This is a genomic window from Nocardiopsis rhodophaea, assembly GCF_039530945.1.
Taxonomy (GTDB): domain Bacteria; phylum Actinomycetota; class Actinomycetes; order Streptosporangiales; family Streptosporangiaceae; genus Nocardiopsis_C; species Nocardiopsis_C rhodophaea.
Genome location: NZ_BAAAPC010000003.1, coordinates 290,989 through 312,390 on the forward strand (window position 1 = coordinate 290,989; position 21,402 = coordinate 312,390).

At 66.2% G+C, this 21,402-nt stretch carries 21 protein-coding genes; 4 read left to right on the forward strand and 17 right to left on the reverse strand.

Features of this window, described 5'->3' with window-relative positions:
* Nucleotides 1-89: 89 nt before the first annotated feature.
* Nucleotides 90-1,844, reverse strand: coding sequence for an NAD+ synthase (locus tag ABD259_RS04925; protein ID WP_344160415.1), 1,755 nt, complete (start codon nucleotides 1,842-1,844; stop codon nucleotides 90-92).
* A 235-nt stretch (nucleotides 1,845-2,079) separates the two neighbouring features.
* Here ABD259_RS04925 and ABD259_RS04930 point away from each other — a divergent pair, with 235 nt between their 5' ends.
* Entirely contained in the window at nucleotides 2,080-3,441 is a 1,362-nt protein-coding gene (locus tag ABD259_RS04930; RefSeq protein ID WP_344107265.1) for a glutamine synthetase family protein, read from the forward strand.
* A gap of 49 nt (nucleotides 3,442-3,490) precedes the next feature.
* Here the strand turns inward: ABD259_RS04930 and ABD259_RS04935 are convergent, their stop codons facing one another.
* The 10 genes from ABD259_RS04935 to ABD259_RS04980 all read right to left on the reverse strand — a co-directional run bounded on the left by ABD259_RS04935 (nucleotide 3,491) and on the right by ABD259_RS04980 (nucleotide 13,898).
* Nucleotides 3,491-4,216, reverse strand: a complete 726-nt coding sequence (locus ABD259_RS04935; RefSeq protein ID WP_425573482.1) for a response regulator — start codon at nucleotides 4,214-4,216, stop codon at nucleotides 3,491-3,493.
* A 322-nt stretch (nucleotides 4,217-4,538) separates the two neighbouring features.
* On the reverse strand, nucleotides 4,539-7,538 hold the full coding sequence (locus ABD259_RS04940) for a helix-turn-helix transcriptional regulator (protein ID WP_344160418.1): 3,000 nt from the start codon (nucleotides 7,536-7,538) through the stop codon (nucleotides 4,539-4,541).
* Between the two features lie 123 nt (nucleotides 7,539-7,661).
* Entirely contained in the window at nucleotides 7,662-7,862 is a 201-nt protein-coding gene (locus tag ABD259_RS04945; RefSeq protein WP_344160421.1) for a hypothetical protein, read from the reverse strand.
* A gap of 176 nt (nucleotides 7,863-8,038) precedes the next feature.
* Nucleotides 8,039-8,896: a protein kinase family protein gene (locus tag ABD259_RS04950; protein WP_344160424.1), complete on the reverse strand. Its 858-nt coding sequence runs from the start codon at nucleotides 8,894-8,896 to the stop codon at nucleotides 8,039-8,041.
* Entirely contained in the window at nucleotides 8,896-9,624 is a 729-nt protein-coding gene (locus tag ABD259_RS04955) for an aldo/keto reductase (protein WP_344160427.1), read from the reverse strand. The genes ABD259_RS04950 and ABD259_RS04955 overlap by 1 nt, the downstream gene beginning before the upstream one ends.
* Nucleotides 9,621-10,841 carry a JmjC domain-containing protein gene (locus ABD259_RS04960; protein ID WP_344160430.1) on the reverse strand — a complete coding sequence of 407 codons (1,221 nt, stop codon included), beginning with the start codon at nucleotides 10,839-10,841 and terminating at the stop codon, nucleotides 9,621-9,623. Before ABD259_RS04960 ends, ABD259_RS04955 begins: the two co-directional genes overlap by 4 nt.
* 270 nt (nucleotides 10,842-11,111) lie before the next feature.
* Nucleotides 11,112-11,948 carry a helix-turn-helix domain-containing protein gene (locus tag ABD259_RS04965; protein WP_344160433.1) on the reverse strand — a complete coding sequence of 279 codons (837 nt, stop codon included), beginning with the start codon at nucleotides 11,946-11,948 and terminating at the stop codon, nucleotides 11,112-11,114.
* Entirely contained in the window at nucleotides 11,938-12,462 is a 525-nt protein-coding gene (locus ABD259_RS04970; RefSeq protein ID WP_344160436.1) for a DUF6879 family protein, read from the reverse strand. Before ABD259_RS04970 ends, ABD259_RS04965 begins: the two co-directional genes overlap by 11 nt.
* A 375-nt stretch (nucleotides 12,463-12,837) precedes the next feature.
* On the reverse strand, nucleotides 12,838-13,053 hold the full coding sequence (locus tag ABD259_RS04975; RefSeq protein ID WP_344160439.1) for a DUF397 domain-containing protein: 216 nt from the start codon (nucleotides 13,051-13,053) through the stop codon (nucleotides 12,838-12,840).
* On the reverse strand, nucleotides 13,050-13,898 hold the full coding sequence (locus ABD259_RS04980) for a helix-turn-helix domain-containing protein (protein WP_344160442.1): 849 nt from the start codon (nucleotides 13,896-13,898) through the stop codon (nucleotides 13,050-13,052). Before ABD259_RS04980 ends, ABD259_RS04975 begins: the two co-directional genes overlap by 4 nt.
* Nucleotides 13,899-14,136: 238 nt before the next feature.
* On the opposite strand from ABD259_RS04980, the gene ABD259_RS04985 reads away from it, so the two are divergent.
* Nucleotides 14,137-14,496, forward strand: a complete 360-nt coding sequence (locus ABD259_RS04985) for a hypothetical protein (protein ID WP_344160445.1) — start codon at nucleotides 14,137-14,139, stop codon at nucleotides 14,494-14,496.
* A gap of 50 nt (nucleotides 14,497-14,546) precedes the next feature.
* Here the strand turns inward: ABD259_RS04985 and ABD259_RS04990 are convergent, their stop codons facing one another.
* Nucleotides 14,547-15,158: a TetR/AcrR family transcriptional regulator gene (locus ABD259_RS04990; RefSeq protein WP_344160448.1), complete on the reverse strand. Its 612-nt coding sequence runs from the start codon at nucleotides 15,156-15,158 to the stop codon at nucleotides 14,547-14,549.
* Between the two features lie 7 nt (nucleotides 15,159-15,165).
* On the reverse strand, nucleotides 15,166-16,809 hold the full coding sequence (locus tag ABD259_RS04995) for an MFS transporter (protein ID WP_344160451.1): 1,644 nt from the start codon (nucleotides 16,807-16,809) through the stop codon (nucleotides 15,166-15,168).
* Between the two features lie 281 nt (nucleotides 16,810-17,090).
* Here ABD259_RS04995 and panB point away from each other — a divergent pair, with 281 nt between their 5' ends.
* Complete coding sequence (gene panB, locus ABD259_RS05000) at nucleotides 17,091-17,933, forward strand: 3-methyl-2-oxobutanoate hydroxymethyltransferase (RefSeq protein WP_344108964.1); 843 nt, start codon at nucleotides 17,091-17,093, stop codon at nucleotides 17,931-17,933.
* A gap of 180 nt (nucleotides 17,934-18,113) precedes the next feature.
* Nucleotides 18,114-19,151 carry an LLM class F420-dependent oxidoreductase gene (locus ABD259_RS05005; RefSeq protein ID WP_344108966.1) on the forward strand — a complete coding sequence of 346 codons (1,038 nt, stop codon included), beginning with the start codon at nucleotides 18,114-18,116 and terminating at the stop codon, nucleotides 19,149-19,151.
* Between the two features lie 87 nt (nucleotides 19,152-19,238).
* Here ABD259_RS05005 and ABD259_RS05010 read toward each other — a convergent pair whose 3' ends face one another.
* From ABD259_RS05010 to npdG, 4 genes are all read right to left on the reverse strand, one after another.
* Nucleotides 19,239-19,520 carry a type II toxin-antitoxin system RelE family toxin gene (locus tag ABD259_RS05010; RefSeq protein WP_344160454.1) on the reverse strand — a complete coding sequence of 94 codons (282 nt, stop codon included), beginning with the start codon at nucleotides 19,518-19,520 and terminating at the stop codon, nucleotides 19,239-19,241.
* A complete protein-coding gene (locus ABD259_RS05015; protein ID WP_344108969.1) occupies nucleotides 19,517-19,795 on the reverse strand; it encodes an antitoxin of toxin-antitoxin stability system in 279 nt (92 codons plus the stop codon). The genes ABD259_RS05010 and ABD259_RS05015 overlap by 4 nt, the downstream gene beginning before the upstream one ends.
* Before the next feature lie 99 nt (nucleotides 19,796-19,894).
* The gene (locus tag ABD259_RS05020) at nucleotides 19,895-20,668 is read right to left on the reverse strand and encodes a helical backbone metal receptor (protein ID WP_344108970.1); all 774 of its coding nucleotides are present in this window, start codon (nucleotides 20,666-20,668) and stop codon (nucleotides 19,895-19,897) included.
* Nucleotides 20,665-21,351, reverse strand: a complete 687-nt coding sequence (npdG, locus tag ABD259_RS05025) for an NADPH-dependent F420 reductase (RefSeq protein ID WP_344108971.1) — start codon at nucleotides 21,349-21,351, stop codon at nucleotides 20,665-20,667. Before npdG ends, ABD259_RS05020 begins: the two co-directional genes overlap by 4 nt.
* Nucleotides 21,352-21,402: the final 51 nt, after the last annotated feature.

The window sequence follows — 21,402 nt, forward strand, 5'->3', positions numbered from 1 at the left end:
AAAAGGCGCGGGCGGACCAACGGCCGTCCCCGTCGCCCCCAGGATGCCGGGGGCGTCGGGAACGGCCGTCGCTACGTCGGCTCAGCCCGTCACGGGGTCCAGCGGTTGGTGATCGGGACCCGACGGTCGCGGCTGAGGTTGCGGGAGCTGATCTTGGGGCCCGGCGGGTACTGGCGGCGCTTGTACTCGGCCCGGTCGACCAGCCGGATCACCTTCTTCACCAGTTCGGGGTCGAACCCGGCGATGGTGAGCTCCAGGTACCCCTTGTCGGTGCCGATGTAGGCGTCGAGGAGCGAGTCGAGCAGGTCGTAGTCGGGCAGGGAGTCGGTGTCGAACTGACCGGGGCGCAGCTCCGCGCTCGGTGCCTTGGTGATGGAGTTCTCCGGGATCGGCGGGATCTCGCCCCTCAGCTCGGCCTCGGCGTTGCGCCAGCGCGCCAGATCCCAGACCACGGTCTTCCAGCAGTCCTTGATAGGGGCGTACCCGCCCACGGAGTCCCCGTACAGCGTGGAGTAGCCCGTGGCCAGCTCGCTCTTGTTGCCGGTGGCCAGGACCAGGTGCCCCTCCTGGTTCGACAGGGACATCACCACCGTGCCGCGCACCCGCGCCTGGAGGTTCTCGGCGGCCAGCCCGTCGAGCGCGACCGCGTTGTCGAACGCCGCCACGATGGACTCGACGGGGATCGTACGCCCGTGCATGCCCTGCCGCTTGACCAGCTCCTCGGCGTCGGCCACCGAGTGTTCGCTGGAGTACTTGCTGGGCATTAGCACGCAGTGCACGTTCTCGGCGCCCACCGCGTCGGCGGCGATGGTCGCCGTCACCGCGGAGTCGATACCGCCGGACAGCGCGACCATGGTCGTGGTGAAGCCGTTCTTGGCGACGTAGTCCCGCAGACCGGTGACCAGCGCGTGGTAGACCTCGCCGATGTCGTTCGTGGGGTCCGGACGCGGGGTCAGCACCGGCTCCATCGGCTCGTACGGGGCGACCGGGCGGCTGGAGACGGTGTGCCGGACGATGCGGATGCCGTCTATCGGGCTGGAGGGGGGCGACACCTGGGTCGCCTCGGGCAGCCGCAGGTCGGTGACGAGCAGCGCGTCCTCGAACTGCGGGGCGCGCGCCACCAGTTCGCCGTCGGAGTCCACGATCAGCGAGTCGCCCTCGAAGATCAGCTCGTCCTCGGCGCCGCTCATGTTGACGTAGGCGACGGCCGCGCCGATCTCGCGGGCCCGCTGCTGGCACAGTTCGAGCCGGACGTTGTCCTTGTCCCGCTCGTAGGGCGAACCGTTGAGGGTGATGAGCATGCCGGCCTGTGCCTCGCGCACGGCCTTGACCGGGCCGCCCTCCTGCCACAGGTCCTCGCAGATCGCGAACGCGATGTCGACGCCGTGCAGCCGCACCACCGGCAGGGTGTCGCCCTGGACGAAGTTGCGGAACTCGTCGAACACCCCGTAGTTGGGCAGGTGGTATTTGGCCGAGGTGAGCTGCACCCGGCCGTGGTGGAGCAGCGCCGCGGAGTTCTGCGGCGCGCCCGCGGGCTGGCCGAAGCGCGCGCCCAGCCCCTCGCGCCGGTTCAGGAACCCGACCATGACCGGCAGGTCGCCCAGGCCTTCGGCGGCGAGCCGCTCGGCGAGGTCGTGGGTCGCCTTCACGGAGGCGGAGACGAACGACTTCCGCAGCGCGAGGTCCTCCACCGGGTAGCCGGTGACGATCATCTCGGGGAACACTACGAGATGGGCGCCTGCCTCGGCGGACCGACGCGCGTAGTCGACAACGAGCCGACAGTTACCTTCCAGGTCACCAACTGTGGGGTTGACCTGCGCCATTGCAATCCTCAACTGTGCCACACCTTGAGACTACGGTGTCGGCGGCCGGGCCGCGCACCCCCGCTGCGGGCCGAGCTGTGATAATGCGTACACGGGCGCGATCTCCGCACATGTCGCACGTGGGAGCTGCGTTAATGTGCCGGAAACCTCGGCAAGGCAGACTGGACCATACAGGTGTCTCCTGCTCCCGTTCGCCCCGGAGACGCGACGCGGGGGCTCAGGGACGCCGTCGGAGCGAACACGAGGAAGGTGAGCCGTGAATCGACAGCAGGAGTTCGTGCTCCGGACCTTGGAGGAGCGCGATATCCGGTTCGTCCGGCTGTGGTTCACCGATGTGCTCGGGTACCTCAAGTCGGTTGCGGTCGCTCCCGCGGAACTGGAGGCGGCGTTCAGCGAAGGCATCGGGTTCGACGGCTCCGCCATCGAGGGTTTCGCCCGGGTCTACGAGGCCGACATGCTGGCGCAGCCCGACCCCTCGACCTTCCAGGTGCTGCCGTGGCGCAACGAACCGCACGGCACCGCCCGCATGTACTGCGACATCCTGATGCCGGACGGCAGCCCCAGCTACGCCGACCCGCGCCACGTCCTCAAGCGCCAGCTCAGCAAGGCCTCCGACCTCGGGTTCACCTTCTACACGCACCCCGAGATCGAGTTCTACCTGCTGAAGAACAAGCCGGAGCCGGGCGCGTTCCCCGAGCCCAACGACTCCGGCGGGTACTTCGACCACACGCCGCACAACAGCGCGCACGACTTCCGGCGCAACGCCATCAACATGCTGGAGGCCATGGGCATCTCGGTGGAGTTCAGCCACCACGAGGGCGGCCCGGGACAGCAGGAGATCGACCTGCGCTACGCCGACGCGCTCACCACCGCCGACAACATCATGACCTTCCGGCTGGTCATGAAGGAGGTGGCGATGGAGCAGGGCGTCTACGCCACCTTCATGCCCAAGCCGTTCACCGAGTTCCCGGGCTCGGGTATGCACACCCACATGTCGCTGTTCGAGGGCGACCGCAACGCCTTCCACGAGCCGGGCGCCGAGTACCAGATGTCGAAGGTGGGCCGCGGATTCACCGCGGGGCTGCTGCGGCACGCGGCCGAGATCACCGCGGTGTGCAACCAGTGGGTCAACTCCTACAAGCGGCTGTGGGACAACGCGGCCGCGTCGGCGGGCGCCGGCGGCGAGGCCCCGGCCTACGTCTGCTGGGGGCACAACAACCGCTCCGCGCTGGTGCGGGTGCCGATGTACAAGCCGACCAAGAGCAACTCCAGCCGGATCGAGTTCCGCTCGGTGGACACGGCGTGCAACCCGTACCTGGCCTACGCGGTGATCCTCGCCGCCGGGCTGAAGGGCATCGAGGAGGGCTACGAGCTGCCGCCCGGAGCTGAGGACGACGTGTGGGCGCTGACCGACGCCGAGCGCCGCGCGCTGGGCATCGCGCCGCTTCCACAGAGCCTGGACGAGGCCATCCGCGCGATGGAGAACAGCGAGCTGGTCGCCGAGACGCTCGGCGAGCACGTGTTCGACTTCTTCCTGCGCAACAAGAAGGCGGAGTGGGAGTCCTACCGCCGCCAGGTCACGCCCTACGAGCTGCAGCGCTACCTGCCGACGCTGTAACGCCTGTCCGCGGCCGGGTGGCGCCGCTCGGCGGTGCCACCCCGCGGGCTCATGGGTCGCTGTCGAGGATCTTCTCGCGCACGGCGTACACCGCCGCCTCCGTGCGCGAGTGCAGCTGGAGTTTCTCCAGGATGTTGCGCACGTGGTTCTTCACGGTGTGCTCGGAGATGAAGAGCTCGTCGGCGATCTCCTTGTTGTTCAGGCAGCGGGCGACCAGGCGCAGCACTTCGGTCTCGCGATCGGTGAGCTGCGGGGCCGGGAGTCCTCGGGAGCGCCCGCCGTCCTTTTTCGCCAGAGCGGTGAACTCACCGATGAGCTTGGTGGCCATCGACGGGTTGATGAACGACTGACCGTCGGCGACGGCGCGCACCGCGTCGGGCAGCTCGTCGATGGAGATCTCCTTGAGCAGGTAGCCGGTGGCCCCCGCTTTCAGCGCATCGAAGAGGTCGTCCTCCTCGTCGCTCATCGTCAGCATGACGATCTTGGCGTCCGGAACGCTGCTCTTGATGCCGGTGCAGGCCTCGATGCCGTTGCCGTGGGGCATCCACACGTCCATCAGCACGACGTCGGGCAGCAGGTCGGCTGCCTGGCGCACGGCCTGTTCCCCGTCCCCCGACTCCCCGATGACGTCGATGTCGGGCTCCTCCTCCAAAACGGACACGAGCCCGCGCCGGAAGAATGCGTGATCATCGACGACGAGGACTTTAATCGGGGCGCCTGTGATCCGTGCGCCCACGGTCAACGTTGGTTCTGGGGTGGGGGGGTGCCCACTCACAACGGATTTCCTTCCTGGCGCGTCGTGGCCGGATATCGGTCAGCACGCGTTCCGCTCGCTCGGAACCCGCGCGATGCGCACCGCCGCACAGAAACTTCGGCTGCCGCGGATGTGCATCGAGAGGCCGTTGCTGCCTCTACTTTATTCCATACATGGTCCGCGCTACAGCCTCGATCCACGGCCTGGAGGGGATTTGCGCGCCTCATCCCCGTGTGCGTCGCGCTCGCATCGGCCCATAACATAGCGATCACTCGGCACCCCCGAGACGTTTTCGGGGGATTCAACCGATTTGGCTTTTATCTCGTTATTCCACTGCCGGAATTCACGTCATTCCCGCGTCCCGCGCCCGCACCGCCGCGGCGTTGCGATTCGACACACCGAGTTTGGCCAGCACATTCGAGACATGCACGCTCACAGTCTTGATGGAGATCATCAGTTCATTGGCGATCTCCCGATTGGTGCGCCCGCGAGTGATCATGGCCAATACCTCGGTCTCGCGCGGGGTGAGAGCGGCGAGGGGATCATTCCGGTGATCAGTGCTGGTCCCACCCGAGGAGGCAGGCGAAGCCGCCCTGTCGCGTCCGCAACCGGGAGACGGCAGCGCCACTCCCGCTTCCTCCGAGACTCGGATGACCTCACGGAGTAGAGCCCCGGCAGAGCACTCCTCGGCCAGCTCGCGCGCCTCGGCCAGGCTCTGTTCGGCCGTCTCCCGGTCACCAAGCTCTGCCGCGCACGCACCGAGCCCGGTCAGGGAGCGGATCAGTTCGATCCGCGCGCTGAAGCGACGTGTTCCGGTCACGGCCGTGCGCCAGTGCTCGAACGCCTCCCCGTGATCCTCCGCGAGCACCGCACGGGACATCGGCAGTGCGACATGCTCAACCAGACAGCGCGTGCGGCCGCCCTCCTGATCGATACGGTCGATGTGGCGTCGCAGGGCTGCCGATACTGCCGTTGCCACTTCCACATAGGCCGGGTTGCTGACCGCCTCCACACGCAGCCGTGCAGCGACCTCCGCGATCGGCACCAGTAGCAGGGCCAGCCAGATCCAGCGCCCCATCCATGGACGTTCCTCGTTGAGGAGGTCGAGTGCGCGTTCGGCTGCCTCGTCCAGACGCCCGGATATGAGCGCCAGCTCCATCTGCAGTCCGCGCATGCCAACGAACTCCACTGGGGCAGACGTCCGCTCCGGCAGCACACGGTAGAACTCGTCGATCGCCTCGCGTGCCTTGGAATGCGCCCCTTGCAGGAGGTGGATGCACACCGTCGCATTGAGCATGCGGGCCCGGCCCAGCGGGTTCTCTGTCACCGAGGCACTCTGCAAAAGTGCGCGGGCGTCTTCCAACCGCCCGAACATGGTGAGGCCGTCGGCGACCCCCGCAAGGAAAAGGGCACCCTGAGCCCGCAACAGGCCGAGCTGGCGGGCCCGTTCCAGGCCAGAGCGCCAGGTCTGCACCGCGTCTCCAAACCGGCCACTGAACTTGAGGTTCGAGCCGAGGTTCACCAGTCCGCGGAACTCCACGATCGGACGATCGATCCCACGCGCGATCCGGGCACCCTCCTCCAGCATGCGGCGCCCTTCGGCCGCGGTGCTGTGGTCGTGGCTGTAGACGGTCCCAAGCGTAATGAGCGAGTCTGCCTCACTCCTCTGGTCGCCCACATTCCTCGCGAGGTCGAGGGCACGTCGTGCTCCGCGCGCCGCGTCGTCGTCATGGCCACGCATCAACAGTGTCGATGCCATCGCCGCCAAGACCTTGGCCCGCTCCCGGTGTTTGTCGGGCATCACGCGCAGCGCCCGCGCCAGATCTTCCAAGGCGCCGTCTCCTGCCATCTCTCGACGCGCCTCGCCGCGGGCGTGGAGCAGGTCGGCCAGGAGGACTCGATCCTCTTCGGAAAGGTCGTCAGAGCCCGAGAAGTCGGCGGTGGGGCGAGAGGGCACGAGCTGGCCCAGGGCCTCACTCGCGTACTCGATAGCGCGCACGGGTAGCCCAAGTGCGCGGGCACTACGGGAAGCGCGCCACAGTACCCGGGGGTAGGAGGTACCAATGCGCCAAGCCGCGTCGGGGACCTGGTCCCACAGCTCCAGGACGCGCTCCACCATGGCCAGGGCCTCGGGGTGAGCGAGGGCACCGCGAGCGTGGTAGGCGGCCCGCCAAGCCGCTTCCAGCGCCCGGGGTAGATCATGTGCGGCGTAGGCGTGGTGTGCGAGCCGTGTGGCCGCCGCACGGGAGCCAAGCCCAGGAACTCCGTCCTCCAGCGCATCGGCGAAGCGCCGGTGCAGCCGGACGCGCTCACCGGGGAGCAGGTCCTCCTGGACGGCTTCCGCCAGAAGGGCGTGCCGGAACACGTAGTACTCGCCGCTGGTACGCAGCACGTTGGCGTCGATCGCCGCGCGCAGCGCGGAGTCGAGTTCGTCAGAGGGAAGCCCCGTGACGGTGGCCAGCAGCTCGTGGCTGACCTGCTCACCTCCGAGAGAAACGGACTTCAGCACGGAGCGCGCTGTGTCGTCGAGCGGGCGCAGCGCGCCCAGCAGAAGCTCGCGCGGGCCTTCGGGCACGGGCGCGGTGGCGAGGTCGCCGTACTCCATGAAGGACTCGACGAACAGAGGGTTGCCGCCACTGCGCTCGTAGACGAGGTTGACGTCGTTCGCGGGCAGGTCCTCACCGCGAATCCCGGCGGCCTGCCGGGCGACCTCGTCGCGGTTCAGCGGGGCAAGGTCGAGCCGACCCACCGACGGCAGGCGTTCCAGCTCGGGCAGCAGGCGGCGCAGCGGGTGACCGCGGTGCAGGTCGTCGGTGCGGAGGCTGATGAGTAGCTGCACAGGCGCGGTGTGCAGGTTGCGCAGCAGGAACACCAGGAGGTCGCGGGTGGAGGTATCGGCCCAGTGCAGGTCTTCGAGGATGACGGTGAGCCCGCCCGGCTCGGCGGCGGCCTCGAAGAAGGTCAGGATCTCCTCGAACAGCCGGGCGCGGCCTTCGTCCGCCGAGTCGGGCACGTTTCCGAGCTCGGGGAGCAGTCGCGTCATCTCTCGTGGCCGCCGTTCCCCGACCACACCGGTCTCTCGGGCGAGCAACCGCAGCACCGTGATGAACGGGGCGAACGGCACCCCTCCGACACCCAGCTCCAGACAGCCGCCCGTCACCACCCGGCCCATGGCCGCCCGCTCCGCGTACTCACGCAGCAGCCGCGACTTGCCCACCCCGGCCTCACCGGTGATCAGCACCGCTGTCGACGCCTCGCGTCGGGCGAGGTCCGCGTCGTCGAGCAGTTCCTTCAACTCGGCCTCACGGCCGACGAACACGGGGCTAGGGTCACGCCGTTCCATGGCGCCCAGTATGTCGCTTCTGCCCAACCGCCACTCACCTCGACCACACCCACATCGCCCACGCCGTAGGCGTTGTGGGTGGTCGGGGTACACGCAATTGGGGATCCAGCGCCGCGCCCGCGCTCAGGCGGCCGGGCCGACGTCCCGTTCACGCGTTCCCGTTCGAGCGGGACGAAACGACGCTGCAGGTGGGTCATCTCCGGCGTCCCTGTCCTTCTTGCTCCGCCGCTCGGCGTCGCGCAGCATCCGCCGCCGCTCCGCCTCGGCCCGCGCCTCCTCTTGGCGCTGCCGGGCGAGTTCCGCGGCGTGGTCCGGGTGCGTCATGGAGCCTCCTCCGATGTGGTTCCTGCCGGGGCCGGATGGCCTCGGCAGAAACCACATTCGGCCTAAGGCCCCTGCCGCCGGTATCGGAAAAGCACCCGAGATTCCTTGCCCAGAGGCATAGGGAAAGGAAGACGCATCCCTAGGACTGGCCAGTAATCCAGCTCACTAGGCACCCACTAGACGAGTTTCGCTAGCAACGTATCGGCGGCTTCGGCCATCGCCGTAGTGAGAGGGGAGGTTCTCCCCGTTCGCTTAGCGGCTCGGGCAGTGTTGGCGCACAGCAACAGTCGGCACAGACGGCCCGCTCGCGTGGACAGATCATCGGAGAACTGTGCGAGAACCTGCTCGGCGACCTCCGGGACGCCGAGCGACGCCGACCAGAGGCAGGCCGCATCCCAGCCCTGGGGTGCCATTCCCCAGCTCTCCCAATCCAGGAGGGCCAGCTCGGGCCCAGTGAGGTTGGCGTATCCCAGGTCGCCATGGGCACAGCGCCATTCTCGGTCCGGCACGCGCGTGTCAATATCGGAGCCGTACACCTCATGGATGCGCCGACTCAGGTGATCCTGCTCCAACGCGATGCGGTCAGTGGTGTGATCGGCCAGGGTGTCCAGAGCGGTCATGAGGTCAGCCCACCATCGATCCGGCAGGCTGGGCGCGATGGTGATCTCGGCGACCGCCGCGACGGCGGGGGCGGGAGCAAGGCTGGTCTCCTCGGCCTTCCAAATCACTGCCCGATCGACGTCGTTCCACGTGGCAGCGGCGATCCACTGCGGTCGTGGTACACCGCGGATCGCCGCGGCCGCTTCAGTTCCAGTCCAGGACCGCATATCGAACCGTGACGGCCGGCGCCAGGACAGGCGCACCCAAGTACCGGCATCGGTCGGAAACCCAGCCGTACCGTTGACGCGGCTGAAGTGTGATTCGTCAGCGGTGAAGCGGCGCCCGAGCCGTTGCTGGGCTTGTTCCACGACGTCGCCGATGTCCAGCGCCGACAGGTCGTCCAGTTGGATGAGCCGCGCAGATTCTGACGGCATTAGGCGCTATTCCCCCCGTCAACCCTGCGGCGCAACAAGGCACGGTACCGCTCCACCACCTGAGTTGAGGTGGTCAATGATTCAGCTTGCACTATCTCGGTCAGATGCGCAGGCGAAGAGGTACCTACAGCGAGCCGTTCCACTGTCGGGATGTCGAAGGCTGCCGCCACGGCCGCTTGCCGATGTGTTGCCTGCTGGCCCGGAGCCAAGAATAGAGATGTGTCAGTCTTCGACCAGACAGGGTCTTTCGCGTTCCCGCCAAAAGGCGCCATGCCCCACACGCTCGGGACAGCCAACTGAACGGTGAACCGCTCGGCCGCGCCGAGAACGTGAGCTGGAACGGTGAGTCCGGATCGCACCATGACTACATCCGGCCGGGGAACCACCCAGGAGCGTTCGGCCAGTTTCCGGGGATCCCATGTAGAGATCCCCCATGCCCGGCAGAGCCCTTCGTCACGCACCAGCATCAGCGCTTCACAGGCCTTCTCGAAGCCATCGATGGAGCACTCAGGGTTATGCAGAAGGACGGTGTCAGGGATTCGACCGAGATCCTCGGCCGTTCTCTGGACGGCTACTCGGAGCCTCTCGGGAGTCAGGTCGTGGCCATCGGGGAAGAACCCAACCTTCGTCGTGATCTCGAACAGGTCCAGCAAGCCCGCAGCGACGGAGGCCAAGACTTGGTGGGAACGGTACCGCTGGTAGTTGTAAGCGGTATCCAGGCTGGTCACACCGAGTTCGGTTGCCCTCCGGAGAACGTCGCGGACGGGACCAGACCGGTATAGCCCGAGGACAATCCTTCGGTCAGAGGAGCGCATAGGCCTTCCTTGATCAACTGAGCGGCCACAGCCACGAGGGCTGCACTACCGCTTGTCAGGTCCACGGGCTGTCCCGAGAGCAGCGCGCGCAGGGCTGACTCGGCCCGAGTGTGAAAGGTGAGCCTTTTGCCGCCAGCGGAGACCTGAACCGCACCACCTGCCACAGTGATGTCCGGTGGAAACTCGGTCACCGCGACCACCGACATCGCCTCCAGGTCTCCGAAGGCCGTGACCAAGGGCATGTGTCGCTGGGGCGAGGTACTCACGCGGAGCCGATCCAGGTAGCGCGACGGCGGGTTGGCGCGGGCCAGATCAGTGACCTTGCTGAGAAGTCGCTCGTCATGGATGGGATTGCGGCTGCTCTCTAGGTCTGTGCGGAACTCACGATCAGCTCGGGCCGCATCGGAGAGGAAGTTGATCCAGGTGATCCCCGTGCGCTTGGTGATGCCGAACGTCACGTGCAGCGAATGCCCTTCGCTGCCAGACCCCAGCCGGGTTGCTGTGTGCCACCAGCCGCGCGGGATGTGCATGACGTCCCCGGCCGCCATCGTCCCCGACCAGATGAGGTCGTCGGATGGCTCTATGTTCTGTTCGGCGTCCCTGTGCATCGGTACTGGGCGGGAAGGACCTCGCACCTCCCAAGACTTCTCTCCGGACAGTTGCACAGCGATCACATCGTGGTCATCCCAATGGAGATGAAAACCATCGGTGTCACCCACAGCCAGGTAGCAGTTGGCGGAGACGAGTTCACCCGACCACCATCCCAGCGCCCGGCAGGCCACCTCCATGACCGGATCGAAGAAATCAACGCTGTCCAGAACGACGGTCCCGCCGTTGTTCAAGATAGCGCCCAACGCAGCCATATCCCCTTGCTGGACTGCTTGACGGCGACGATTGACGACGGTGGAGAGGTAGCCGGAAGGATGCATTTCTTGGCCTTCGGCGTAGCAGCGCAACTGTGGGTTCGATAAGTGGCGGCGTTGAATTATCTCAAGCAGCCGATAGGGCGTCATCAACCGAGAGAGCAGATCAGGATCGGCCAGGGTTCCGCGAGCGAATATGACGCCGACGAAACCCGGCCCGTTCCAGTCGAGCGCTTTCTCTATACTGGTAACGAGCCGGTGCTCCATAAGATACCTCCTACTCCTTAGGAAGGTTCAGGTCGCGATTCTCACCATCGTCACCAGCACTGTTCTGCGAACTGGTAATGTCAGAATGCTCTGAACGCTGACGGTCGTGCGCTACGCCCAAGTGCTCAACCGCGAGCAGAAGCCCCTCGGGGTCCTCAGTGGTTTGTCCACACGAGGCGGAGTTACCCATTTTTCCTCCTTGGTTCGACCACGGTTACGCTACCCCATGGGAACCAAATCGGGAACAGAGTTTCTCGTGGGAGAAAATATTCAGCTTCCAGACCGGACCATCTGAGATGCGAGATCAGCGAGGAATACTCGCGTGGCTTCTTCTCCCAGCGCAAGCTGACGCATCTCCTCAAAAAATTCGATGTAGATGCCGATGTCCTTAGGATCTCGGGTGGAGATCTCAGCGTGAAGAGTCTCAACAGTGACAAGCCGCTGATCAAATATACAAAAGGCCGTCATAGGGAAATCAGTCTTCATCCCAGAGAAGGGAATGACGTCGACTGAAACACTGGACAGCCGAGACAGGGACTCTAATCTGTCCAGCTGTGTCGCCATCGCAGGAGGTGGTATGGTCAGCCACCTCAACGCCGACTCGCACACAATGAAGTGGAATTTCTTCCCCTGGTCATAGAGGGCGCACTGTCGACGCAGCCTGTTATCAACCGTCCGAGCACGCTCCTCGTCACTCATCCCGCTTTGGCGGTCGAAGATCGACTGGACGTATTCAGCACTCTGCAACAGACCAGGAATCATCGCAGGCTGGAAAAGGCGCACGGTTGAGCATTGAGCTTCAATGGCGGATATCTCGACCTGCTTCTTATGGAAGCCGAGCTGCTTGTAGACGCGCCAGGCACGCTGCTCGGTCACGGCCTCCTGAGCGAGAGCCATCAGCTCTTCCCTGATAGCGTCCGGAGTCCTGAGAGCAGTCAGAAGACGTTCGACATCGGCCACGCTAGGAAGTACGCGCGCATTCTCCAGCTTGGACAGCTTGGCCGTTGACATGCCAGCCCGCCGGGCTACCGTGGCGCTCGTAAGTCCGCTCTCCGCGCGCAGGCCACGGAGAGCAGATGCCAGGTCCTGATGGCGGCTATTCGACACGCTTCTGGTAACGACTCCAGAACTCGGTGTACGGCGTGGCCGTGCTCAGCGCAAAATCTCGGTAAGCGATGTACTCGGGCGCGCGGCTCGGGGAAAGATGTTCGGCACCCTCAAACGTTCCATCGTCCGCGTAGTACATTCGCAGGACATCGACCTCATCGAACAGCCAGAAGTCATGGTCGGGCAACCCAGATATTTCGCGTTCGGACAAATCGATGATTCCGATGTCTTCTCCGTCGTGCACGTTTCCCGGGTAGCCCCAGCCAAGCTGGAACCTCAGGTAGTCGCTCAAGGGAGTACGCAGGACATGCACTCGGTGGAGTTTCCTACCACTCTCGGTGATCGAGCGGACCCATGGGTTGTCATGCCAGTCCTCTGGGAACTCCCCTCCGGCCATGAACCGTTCGAAGTATTCAGTCTCATCATCGACACGGTAGACGTCCAGCGTTTCCAGGCGGAACGCTGATGACGTGAAGTTCATGAAGTATTCCGCCAGCTCAGTTTCGGATATCATCCGCGACCTTCCGGAAGAGTTCCCCAGGAATCTCGACAGCGGCTTCCCCCTCAGGAAGATTCAACTGCCCTGATACTTCACCTTGTCTAACGACATACCCCTGAACGACATACGTTCCTCGGTCAGTCGCATAGATGGTCGGGCACGTTCCGTTTCGGCAGGTTCCGTCAATCCGCTTGAGCCGAAGCATGGACCCTCGATCCGCCTCGATGTGGTCACCTGAACTGACCGTAGACAGTGCCCATCGAGTCTGGCAAGGACGAATGTTTTCCCGGACGGGAAACTCGGCCTCTCAAGCATGGAGCAGGTTTTCCGCCTCCACCCGAGACTGCCCTCAGTCGGCGCACCTCCACTGACTTGTGTACGCGGTCGGTCCTAGGAGTCCTCCACCGCCACGCCAGCGAGGAAGGCCGCCCACTCAGGTGCGGTGAAGGTCAGGCAGCCCAGGTCTCGGTGCCGCGAGTCGCGCACGGCGAAGCGCGCCGAGCCGTCAGTCAGCGGTCCGGCCTCCACACAGTCACCTGAAGTACTTGAGCTGTAGCTACTAATGTGCCAGTCGGCATCACTTCCGTTGGGCCGCACGCCTGTCATGACAACTCCTCTTCCACCGCCGTGAGAAATGCGACGGAATCATCCGCACTGAGGCATTTGCCCTCCAAGCGACGGTACAGCCCGGAAACCTGAGTGACGTCTTCCCCCTCAAGGAAGTTCGTGCCTGCAGCGCTCTCCACACACACGATCTCCGGGAAGGGGTCGGGTAGCTTGAACAGCGTGGCGTCACACGCTTTGAAGGGATAGCTACCAGCAGAGAACGGCACGATACGGATCTGCATGTTAGGGCGCTGAGACAGTCTCGTAAGGTGACGCAGCTGCCCCAGCATCACATCCCTGCTTCCAACTGGGCGCCGAAGAACCGCCTCATCGAGGATCATGGTCATCGCAACCGGATCATCCCCCGTCAGAATCTGCTGCCGTCTCATACGGACCGATAGCCAGCGCTCCACCTGCTGCTTCGACGCTTCAGGGTGCCACTCGGCCAAAATCGCTTCGGCGTACTGAGATGTCTGGGCTAGGCCATTGACGACCAAGGGGTTAAAGGTTCGGATCCGATCCGAGCGGTTCTCCAGCCAGACGTAATCGATCGTCCGCGAGATGTCCTTGGCATATTTGTCCCACCAGCCGGTCTGCGTGATCTCCTCAGCGAGCCGCAGTAGGGCTGTGCGCTGGTGTTCTCCGTCAACCCCGTAGAGGTCGATGAGCCTCTCGACATCGGATCTACTGATCGTGAGTAGACCGGCTTCGAAGCGACTCAGGGAAGAAGCCTTCTTGTCCAGGTGCTCCGCCGCATCCTTGAGGGTGAGCCGGTTCTCTTCGCGCAACTCCTTGAGCATCTTGCCCAGCCACTGCCCTCGCAGGGTAGCGGTCGATCTCGCCACCACGATGGTCTCCTCGAAATCGTTGGGGCAATATTGCCCTAATCCTTGCGCCAGCCTCTGATGGGTGCCACTCTAGCAACTACGTGGTTCAGGTCACACAAAAGGTCAATCGGCCCAGAGGCTTCGCGAGCAGCTCGACCTGCCACGTCCAAACAGAACACCGCCCGGGGCGCTGAAATGAGTTTGCCCTCTCAGGTACGCCTCGGGCGGTGTCTTCCTCAGGAGAGGGGATCCATCCATGCCAGATGTCCACGCACTCCCGGCCCCGATTGTCCCCCAGGACTGGGGCAACGTCGACACCTCAATCGACGGGGAGGCCCCCGAGTGGCTCAGTGAGAGCCAGTTCGACCGCTACACCGAGACCGTCCGCAACCTACTGGCAACGGCAGGGCTGGAGGTCGAAGACCCCGACCCGCGCGACCCCGCCCACATCGAGGCGTCAAGTCCTCACAGCGGCTTCAAGGCCGAGATCGACATTCATGAGGACCGCACCGCCGAGTGGATCATCACCGGATTCGATGAGACCCCCGAGGGCACGCGTGCGCTCGCACTCGCGTCTCTGATAGTCCGACTGCTGAACGTCGAAACCGACGTTTGAGCAAGGGAGCGACCGCCCGGGACGGGCCCCCGTGCCGTTCCGGGCGGTGGTCACACGCCGATCCGGTCGTCGGCGTTCTGCTGGTAGATGCCCTGGCACACCGTGTCCACCAGCTGCTCGGCGCACTGTTCAGGGGCAACATCGGTGGCGTTGCGGGCGTAGGTCAGCGCGCCCCCGACCAGCAGGTACAGCACGGTGGTGGGCTCCAGCCCGGGGCGCAGCTCGCCTCGTTCGATGCCCCGCTCGATCGCTCGGAACACGGCTTCGTGCCGAGGGGCCACCACCTGCTGTTTGACCCGCTTCCCGATCTCGGGGTGGGTGTCGCTCATCATCAGCGTGTTGATGGCCTGCTGCAGCGGGCTGTCCATTTCGTCGCAGATCTGCGCCACGATCTTCACCAGGTCGTCGCGTGCGCTGCCGACGCCGAGTTCGGGTAGCGGGGAGCGCAGCGTAGCCACGGCGTCGGTGAACAGCTCGACCTTCCCCGGCCAGCGGCGGTAGATGGTGGCCTTGCCCACTCCTGCGCGGGCAGCGATCGCCTCGACCGATATCCCGGCGACGTCCTTCCGCTCGGCCAGCAGGTCCAGGGCCGCGGAGAGGATGGCGTCGTCGGCCTTGACGCTGCGGGGTCGACCGCGGGGCGGGCAGGCTGTCGGGTCCATGATCTTCTCACTCGCTCGATCCGGTGCGGATCCGTTCGGGGGGCCGGTCGGAGCCACGGGAGTCCAGTGCCTCCTTACTCTGCCCGATCGGAGCGGGCGCCTCGTCGCGGCCCCCGTGCGCGCCGCCTTCGGCGCGTCCGACGCGCCGGGGCAGCCAGACCGCGACGATGACCAGGCACACCAGCCCGATGGACATGGAGCACAGGGCCGCCAGGTGCATACCGGACAGGAACGCGTCCTTGGCGGGGGCCACCAGGGCCTGGCCCTCCGAGCCGAGTCGTCCGACCAGACCCATCGTCCCCTCGATCGACTCGCCCGCGGTGTGCCGGGCCTCCGGGGACAGGGGCAGGTCGGAGAGGCGCGGGCTCATGCTCGAACGGTAGATGGTGGAGATGACCGCACCGAGAACGGCCACTCCCATGGCCGTGGCTACCTGCCGGACGGTGTTCTGCACGGCCGAAGCCGCTCCGGCCTGCTCCGGTGGGACCGCCGCCATGATCGACGACGTGGCCGGCGTCATGACCATCGCCATCCCGCAGCCCTGCAGGAAGAAGGCGAGCTCGATGAACCAGACCGGGGTGTTCAGGCCCAGCGTCGAGTAGAAGCCGAGGACGCCCACCATCAGCAGCACGCCGACCGTGCCGACCGCCTTGGGGCCGAACTTGCCGACCAGCGTGGGGCTGAGGGGAGCGACGATGACCTGCGCCGCTGCGATCGGGAGGACCAGCAGCCCGGCCTGCAGAGGGGTGAACTCGCGCACGCTCTGCCAATAGAAGCTGATGAAGAACATCACCCCGGCCATCGCGAAGAACATCATCATGATGGCCACGATCGCGACGGACATCTGGGGGTTGCGGAACAGCCGGACGTTGAGCGCGGGGTGGTCGCTGCGCGCCTCGTGGATGACGAACAGGACCAGGACGACGATCCCGCCCAGGATGGCCCCCGCGACGTCGATGTCGGTCAGGGAGCTGCGCTCCCCCGCGGTGATGATGCCGTAGACGAGCAGCACCAGGCCGACGATCGACAGCAGCACGCCGAGCGGGTCGAGTCCTCCGGCGGTCTCGTTGCGGGATTCTGGGGCCAGGACCACCAGCAGCACCATGCCGAGGACGACGATCGGCACGTTGATCAGGAACACCGAGCCCCACCAGAAGTGCTCCAGCAGCAGCCCGCCCACCGGCGGTCCGATGCCCAGTGCGAGCCCGACCGCGCCCGCCCAGATTCCGATGGCCCGGGAGCGCTCCTCGCTCGGGAAGACGTTGGTGATGATGGACAGTGTCTGCGGCATGACGGCCGCGCCGCCCAGTCCCATCACCACGCGCGCCCAGATGAGCTGGTCGGGCGACTGCGCATAGGCCGACGCGAGGGAGCCCAGGCCGAAGACGGCCAGGCCGATCAGCAGGGTGCGCTTGCGACCGAACCGGTCGCCGATGACACCGCAGGTGAACAGCAGTCCGGCGAACACGAGCGTGTAGGAGTTGATCGCCCATGCCAGCTGGCTCTGGCTGGCGCCGAGGCCCTCGTCCGGATCGGAGATCACCCGCAGCGCGACATTCAGGACGGTGTTGTCCAGGACCACCACTAACAGGCTGATGACGAGTACGCCGAGAATGGCCCAGCGGCGCTTGTGCGCCACAGTCGGATCCACGTGGCCTCCGCAAATCGGTGTGAGTCGGACGTCCTCCATTGCAATACGAGACGGTATCGTTTCGCAACTCGGTATCCCTGTGGCGCCTGCCCCATCGAAGATCGGGAATACGCCGGTGCTCATCCGGGATGACGTGGGGATACGCGATGGTTATGCCTCGACGGAACGGCCATAGGGCCGCCGTGCGATGATGGCTGTACCGGCGGCGCCACGCCGCCGGAACCGTTACCTACAACGTCCGGGGACGCCGCGAGGCGCTTCGAGACACCGGAGGAACGCACATGAGCACCACTACGTCCACAGCCTCCCTGTACGGGGGCGCCAGCACCCGTCGCGTGACCGTACGCGACATCGGGCGGGCCAAAGAGCACGGCGAACGCTGGCCGATGCTGACCGCCTACGACGCGCTCACCGCGCGCATCTTCGATGAGGCCGGTATCCCCGTCCTCCTCGTCGGCGACTCCGCCGCGAACGTCGTCTACGGCTACGACACCACCGTCCCGGTCACCGTCGACGAGCTGCTGCCCCTCACCGCGTCGGTCGCCCGTTCCACAAAGCGGGCGATGATCGTCGGCGACCTTCCCTTCGGTTCCTACCAGGCGTCGCCGGAGCAGGCCCTGACCACGGCGGCGCGCTTCATGAAGGAGGGCGGCGCCCAGGCCGTCAAGCTGGAGGGCGGCCGGAGGGTCGTCCGCCAGGTCGAGACCCTGGTCGCGGCCGGGATCCCGGTGATGGGCCACCTCGGGCTGACCCCGCAGTCGGTCAACACGCTGGGCGGCTACCGCGTCCAGGGGCGCGGCGAAGCTGGGGCGGACCTGCTTGCCGACGCCAAGGAACTGGAGCACGCGGGCGCCTTCGCCGTGGTCCTGGAGTGCGTTCCGACCGACCTCGCCGCCACCGTCACCGAGCAGCTGTCGATCCCCACGATCGGCATCGGCGCCGGCGCGGTGACCGACGCCCAGGTGCTGGTCTGGCAGGACATGGCCGGGCTCAGCCCGCACGTGGCCAAGTTCGTCAAGACCTTCGCCGACCTGAACGCGTCGCTCACCGAGGCGGCCAAGAGCTTCGCGGAAGAGGTCGTCGCGGGCACCTTCCCGGACAAGGAGCACTCCTACTCCTCCTGATTCCTCCGAGGAGCAGCGTCGCATGTCGCGCCCGGGTCCGGCCCTGACCGGCCCGGGCGGTCGCGTTTACGCACGCCACTGGTCATGCGGCGCCGTAGGCGACGGGCACCCGAACAGGCAACCGAACGTTACTCGGTAGTAGAGTGCGTCACATCAGGAGGTCCGACCAACGGAGGCACGATGCGCATCTCCATGCCGCTGCAATACGCCGGTGAGCCCAAACCCGCCGTCGACCAGGTTGTCGAGCTCGAAAAGGCCGGCCTGGACACCGTGTGGGTCGCCGAGGTCTACGGCTACGACAGCCCCACGCTCATGGGCTACATCGCGGCGCGCACCGAGCGCGTCCAGATCGGTTCGGCCATCCTCCCGCTGTACTCGCGCACCCCGTCCCTGATCGCGCAGACGGCGGCCGGGCTGGACTACCTGTCCGACGGCCGCGCCGTCCTCGGACTGGGCGCCAGCGGCCCGCAGGTGATCGAGGGGTGGCACGGCGTCCCCTACACCAAGCCGCTCGCCCGCACCCGCGAGGTCGTGGAAATCTGCCGCAAGGTGTGGGCGCGCGAGGAGCGGCTCACCCACGACGGCAAGATCTTCACCCTCCCGCTCCCGCCCGACCAGGGCACCGGGCTGGGCAAGCCGCTGAAGATGATCAACCACCCGGTGCGCAGCTCCGTGCCGATCTACGTGGCCGCGCTCGGCGAGAAGAACGTGCAGATGACCGCCGAGATCGCCGAGGGGTGGCTGCCGCACCTGTTCATCCCGGAGAAGGCCAACGAGATCTGGGGCGACGCACTGGCCGCGGGCAAGGCCAAGCGCGACCCCAAGCTGGGCGAACTGGAAATCTCCGCCGGAGGCCTGCTCGCCATCGGCGAGGGCGAGGAGACCCGCAAACTCGCCGACTTCACCCGCCCGATGATCGCCCTCTACGTCGGCGGCATGGGCGCCAAGGGCAAGAACTTCTACAACTCCCTGGCCCGCCGCTACGGCTACGAGGAGGCCGCCGAGAAGATCCAGGACCTCTACCTCGACGGCAAGAAGGACGAGGCCGCGGCGGCGGTCCCGGACGAGATGGTCGAGCTCACCAACCTCTGCGGCCCCGAGTCCCATGTCCGCGAGCGCGTCGAGGCGTTCCGGGCGGCCGGTGTCACGCACCTCAACGTCACCCCGGTCGGCGGCGACCCGGTCAAGCTCATCGAGAAGCTCAAGAGCTGGCTGTAGAAAGAACCATGGGGGTTCAGGGGTACCCCTGAACCCCCATCAGCGTCTGAATCGTGGATCGGCACGTGTCTCGCCTCACACAGCCACTCAATACTTCCGAAACACCTCGCGTCGATGCGCGACACGCAGTGCCAAAACAGTGAGGCGACCGTCATCGATCCTGTACACCACCCGATACCCACCTACTCGGCTGCGCCACATCCCGGGGTAACCCTTCAGCTGACGACATCCGCGGGGGCGCGGATCTTTCGCCAAAGCCAGAACAGCCGCATGCACTCGGCGTGCGGATGACTTATCGAGTCTGGAGAGCTCCTTCCGCGCCAAGCTGTCGTACGCGACGTGGTAGACGATGGGGTTATCGTCGCTCACAGATCCAGTTCCCTAGCTACGTCATCAGCAGGGACGGGTTCAGCTCGGCCCGCACGAATCTCCTCCCAACGCTGTTGAGCAATCCGACCGTCCTCACGATCGATGAGGTCCTCGTAGGCCTCGACCAGCTCGATCGGCACGATGGCGGCGGCACGCTCATGCGTGCGCCCACGCGTCACGTAGGTGACCTCGCCGCCGAACGCCGCTCGGTTGACCGCATCAGAAAAGTGGTCGCGGGCTTTCGCAACACTCAGTTCCACAGGTTCTGCGCTCATACCGACGAAGATACCGCCAACTTAGCCAATTTGGCCAACTTCCTTGGCCGGTCACCGAAGTGTGGCCGAATCATTGGCCAAGTTGGGCTCTCACAAAATTCACGCCCTCTCAAGCGCACAAGTAAGGACCTTCCGAGCTCGGGCGAGGGAGGGGCCGTACCAGGTGAGGTGGCGGCCGCTGACGAGTGCCGCAGGGAGGTTCGGGAAGGCCTCGGGGCCGTCGGTGGCGGTGAACGCGTAGGGCTCGTCCGGGAGCACGACCAGGTCGGCGTCGGTGCCGGTAAGTTCGTCCAGCGGAACCTTCGGATAGCGCTCGGCGGCGTCGGCGTAGAGGTTGGCGACACCGAGCCGGGCGAGCACGTCCCCCGCGAACGTGCCGCGGCCGAGGACCATCCACGGCCGGCGCCACACCGGGACGATCGCCCGGAATCGTGGTGGGGGCGGTGCGTCGAGAAGGCCGGACCAGGCCGTGCGGGCCTCCCCCAACCAGTGCGGCGGGACCGCGCCGCAGGCCGCCAGCATCCGTTCCAGGCTCTCCAGTGCCTCGGGCAACGTGCGGATGACCGTCACCCAGACGGGGACCCCGGCGGCGCGCAGCGCGTCCAGGTCGGCCGGGCGGTTCTCCTCGAAGTTGGCGAGCGCGAGGTCCGGGCGGAGCCCGATGACGCGTTCGACATCGGGGTTCTTGGTGCCGCGTACCCGCACCACGTCCAGGTCGGGCGGATGGGAGCACCAGTCGGTCGCCCCGACCAGGAGATCGGGCGCCGTCAGCGCGACCGCCTCGGTCAGGGACGGCACCAGTGACACGACGCGGCGGACCGGGGCGGCGATGGCCACCGCCGCCCCGGTGTCGTCTATCGCGTGCGAGATCACACGTCGGTGATGCGCAGCCCGGCGTGGGCCTTGTAGCGGCGGTTGATGGCGATGATGTTGGCCGTGAACGCCTCGACCTGGTGGGCGTTGCGCAGACGGCCGCCGTAGATGCCGCGGACGCCCGCGATGCGGCTCGCCAGGGCCCGCACGATGTCGGTGGCCTCGCGGTCGTCACCGAGCACGAGGACGTCGAGGTCGATCTTGTCGACCTCCGGGTCGAGCAGGGTGACGGCCGAGACGTGGTGGAACGCGCCCACGACGCGGCTGCGCGGCAGGACGGCCTCGGCCTGCTGCGCGGCGCTGCCCTCCTCCACGGCCAGGGCGTAGGGGCCCTTCTTGTCGAAGCCGAGGGGGTTCACGCAGTCGACGACGATCTTGTCGGCCAGCTGGTCGGCCAGGGCCTCCAGCAGCTCCTTGTGGCCGTCCCAGGGAACGGCCACGATGACGATGTCGCCCCGCTCCGCCGCCGCGGCGTTGTCCGCCCCGCGCACTCCGAGGTCGGCGCCCAGGCCCTCGGCCGCGGTCTGGGCGCGCTCCGCGCTGCGGGAGCCGATGATGACGTCGTGTCCGGCCAGCGCGAAGCGCCGGGCCAGGCCCCGGCCCTGGTCGCCGGTGCCGCCCAGCACCGCCACCGACAGGCCGCTGACGTCCGGGAGGTCGTGGGGGTTCTTCTGTTCTGCCATGGTTCGATCATTCCACGCAGGTGGGTGGCGGTGGTGCGCCGGGACCTCCCA

Coding starts and splice junctions, on each gene's coding strand:
- panB (WP_344108964.1), top strand. CDS start 17,091: ATGAGCACCACTACGTCCACAGCCTCCCTGTACGGGGGCGCCAGCACC.
- ABD259_RS04970 (WP_344160436.1), bottom strand. CDS start 12,462: ATGATATCCGAAACTGAGCTGGCGGAATACTTCATGAACTTCACGTCA.
- ABD259_RS04975 (WP_344160439.1), bottom strand. CDS start 13,053: ATGACAGGCGTGCGGCCCAACGGAAGTGATGCCGACTGGCACATTAGT.
- ABD259_RS04950 (WP_344160424.1), bottom strand. CDS start 8,896: ATGCCGTCAGAATCTGCGCGGCTCATCCAACTGGACGACCTGTCGGCG.
- ABD259_RS04940 (WP_344160418.1), bottom strand. CDS start 7,538: ATGGAACGGCGTGACCCTAGCCCCGTGTTCGTCGGCCGTGAGGCCGAG.
- npdG (WP_344108971.1), bottom strand. CDS start 21,351: ATGGCAGAACAGAAGAACCCCCACGACCTCCCGGACGTCAGCGGCCTG.
- ABD259_RS04960 (WP_344160430.1), bottom strand. CDS start 10,841: ATGGAGCACCGGCTCGTTACCAGTATAGAGAAAGCGCTCGACTGGAAC.
- ABD259_RS04990 (WP_344160448.1), bottom strand. CDS start 15,158: ATGGACCCGACAGCCTGCCCGCCCCGCGGTCGACCCCGCAGCGTCAAG.
- ABD259_RS05015 (WP_344108969.1), bottom strand. CDS start 19,795: ATGAGCGCAGAACCTGTGGAACTGAGTGTTGCGAAAGCCCGCGACCAC.
- ABD259_RS05005 (WP_344108966.1), top strand. CDS start 18,114: ATGCGCATCTCCATGCCGCTGCAATACGCCGGTGAGCCCAAACCCGCC.
- ABD259_RS04945 (WP_344160421.1), bottom strand. CDS start 7,862: ATGACGCACCCGGACCACGCCGCGGAACTCGCCCGGCAGCGCCAAGAG.
- ABD259_RS04985 (WP_344160445.1), top strand. CDS start 14,137: ATGCCAGATGTCCACGCACTCCCGGCCCCGATTGTCCCCCAGGACTGG.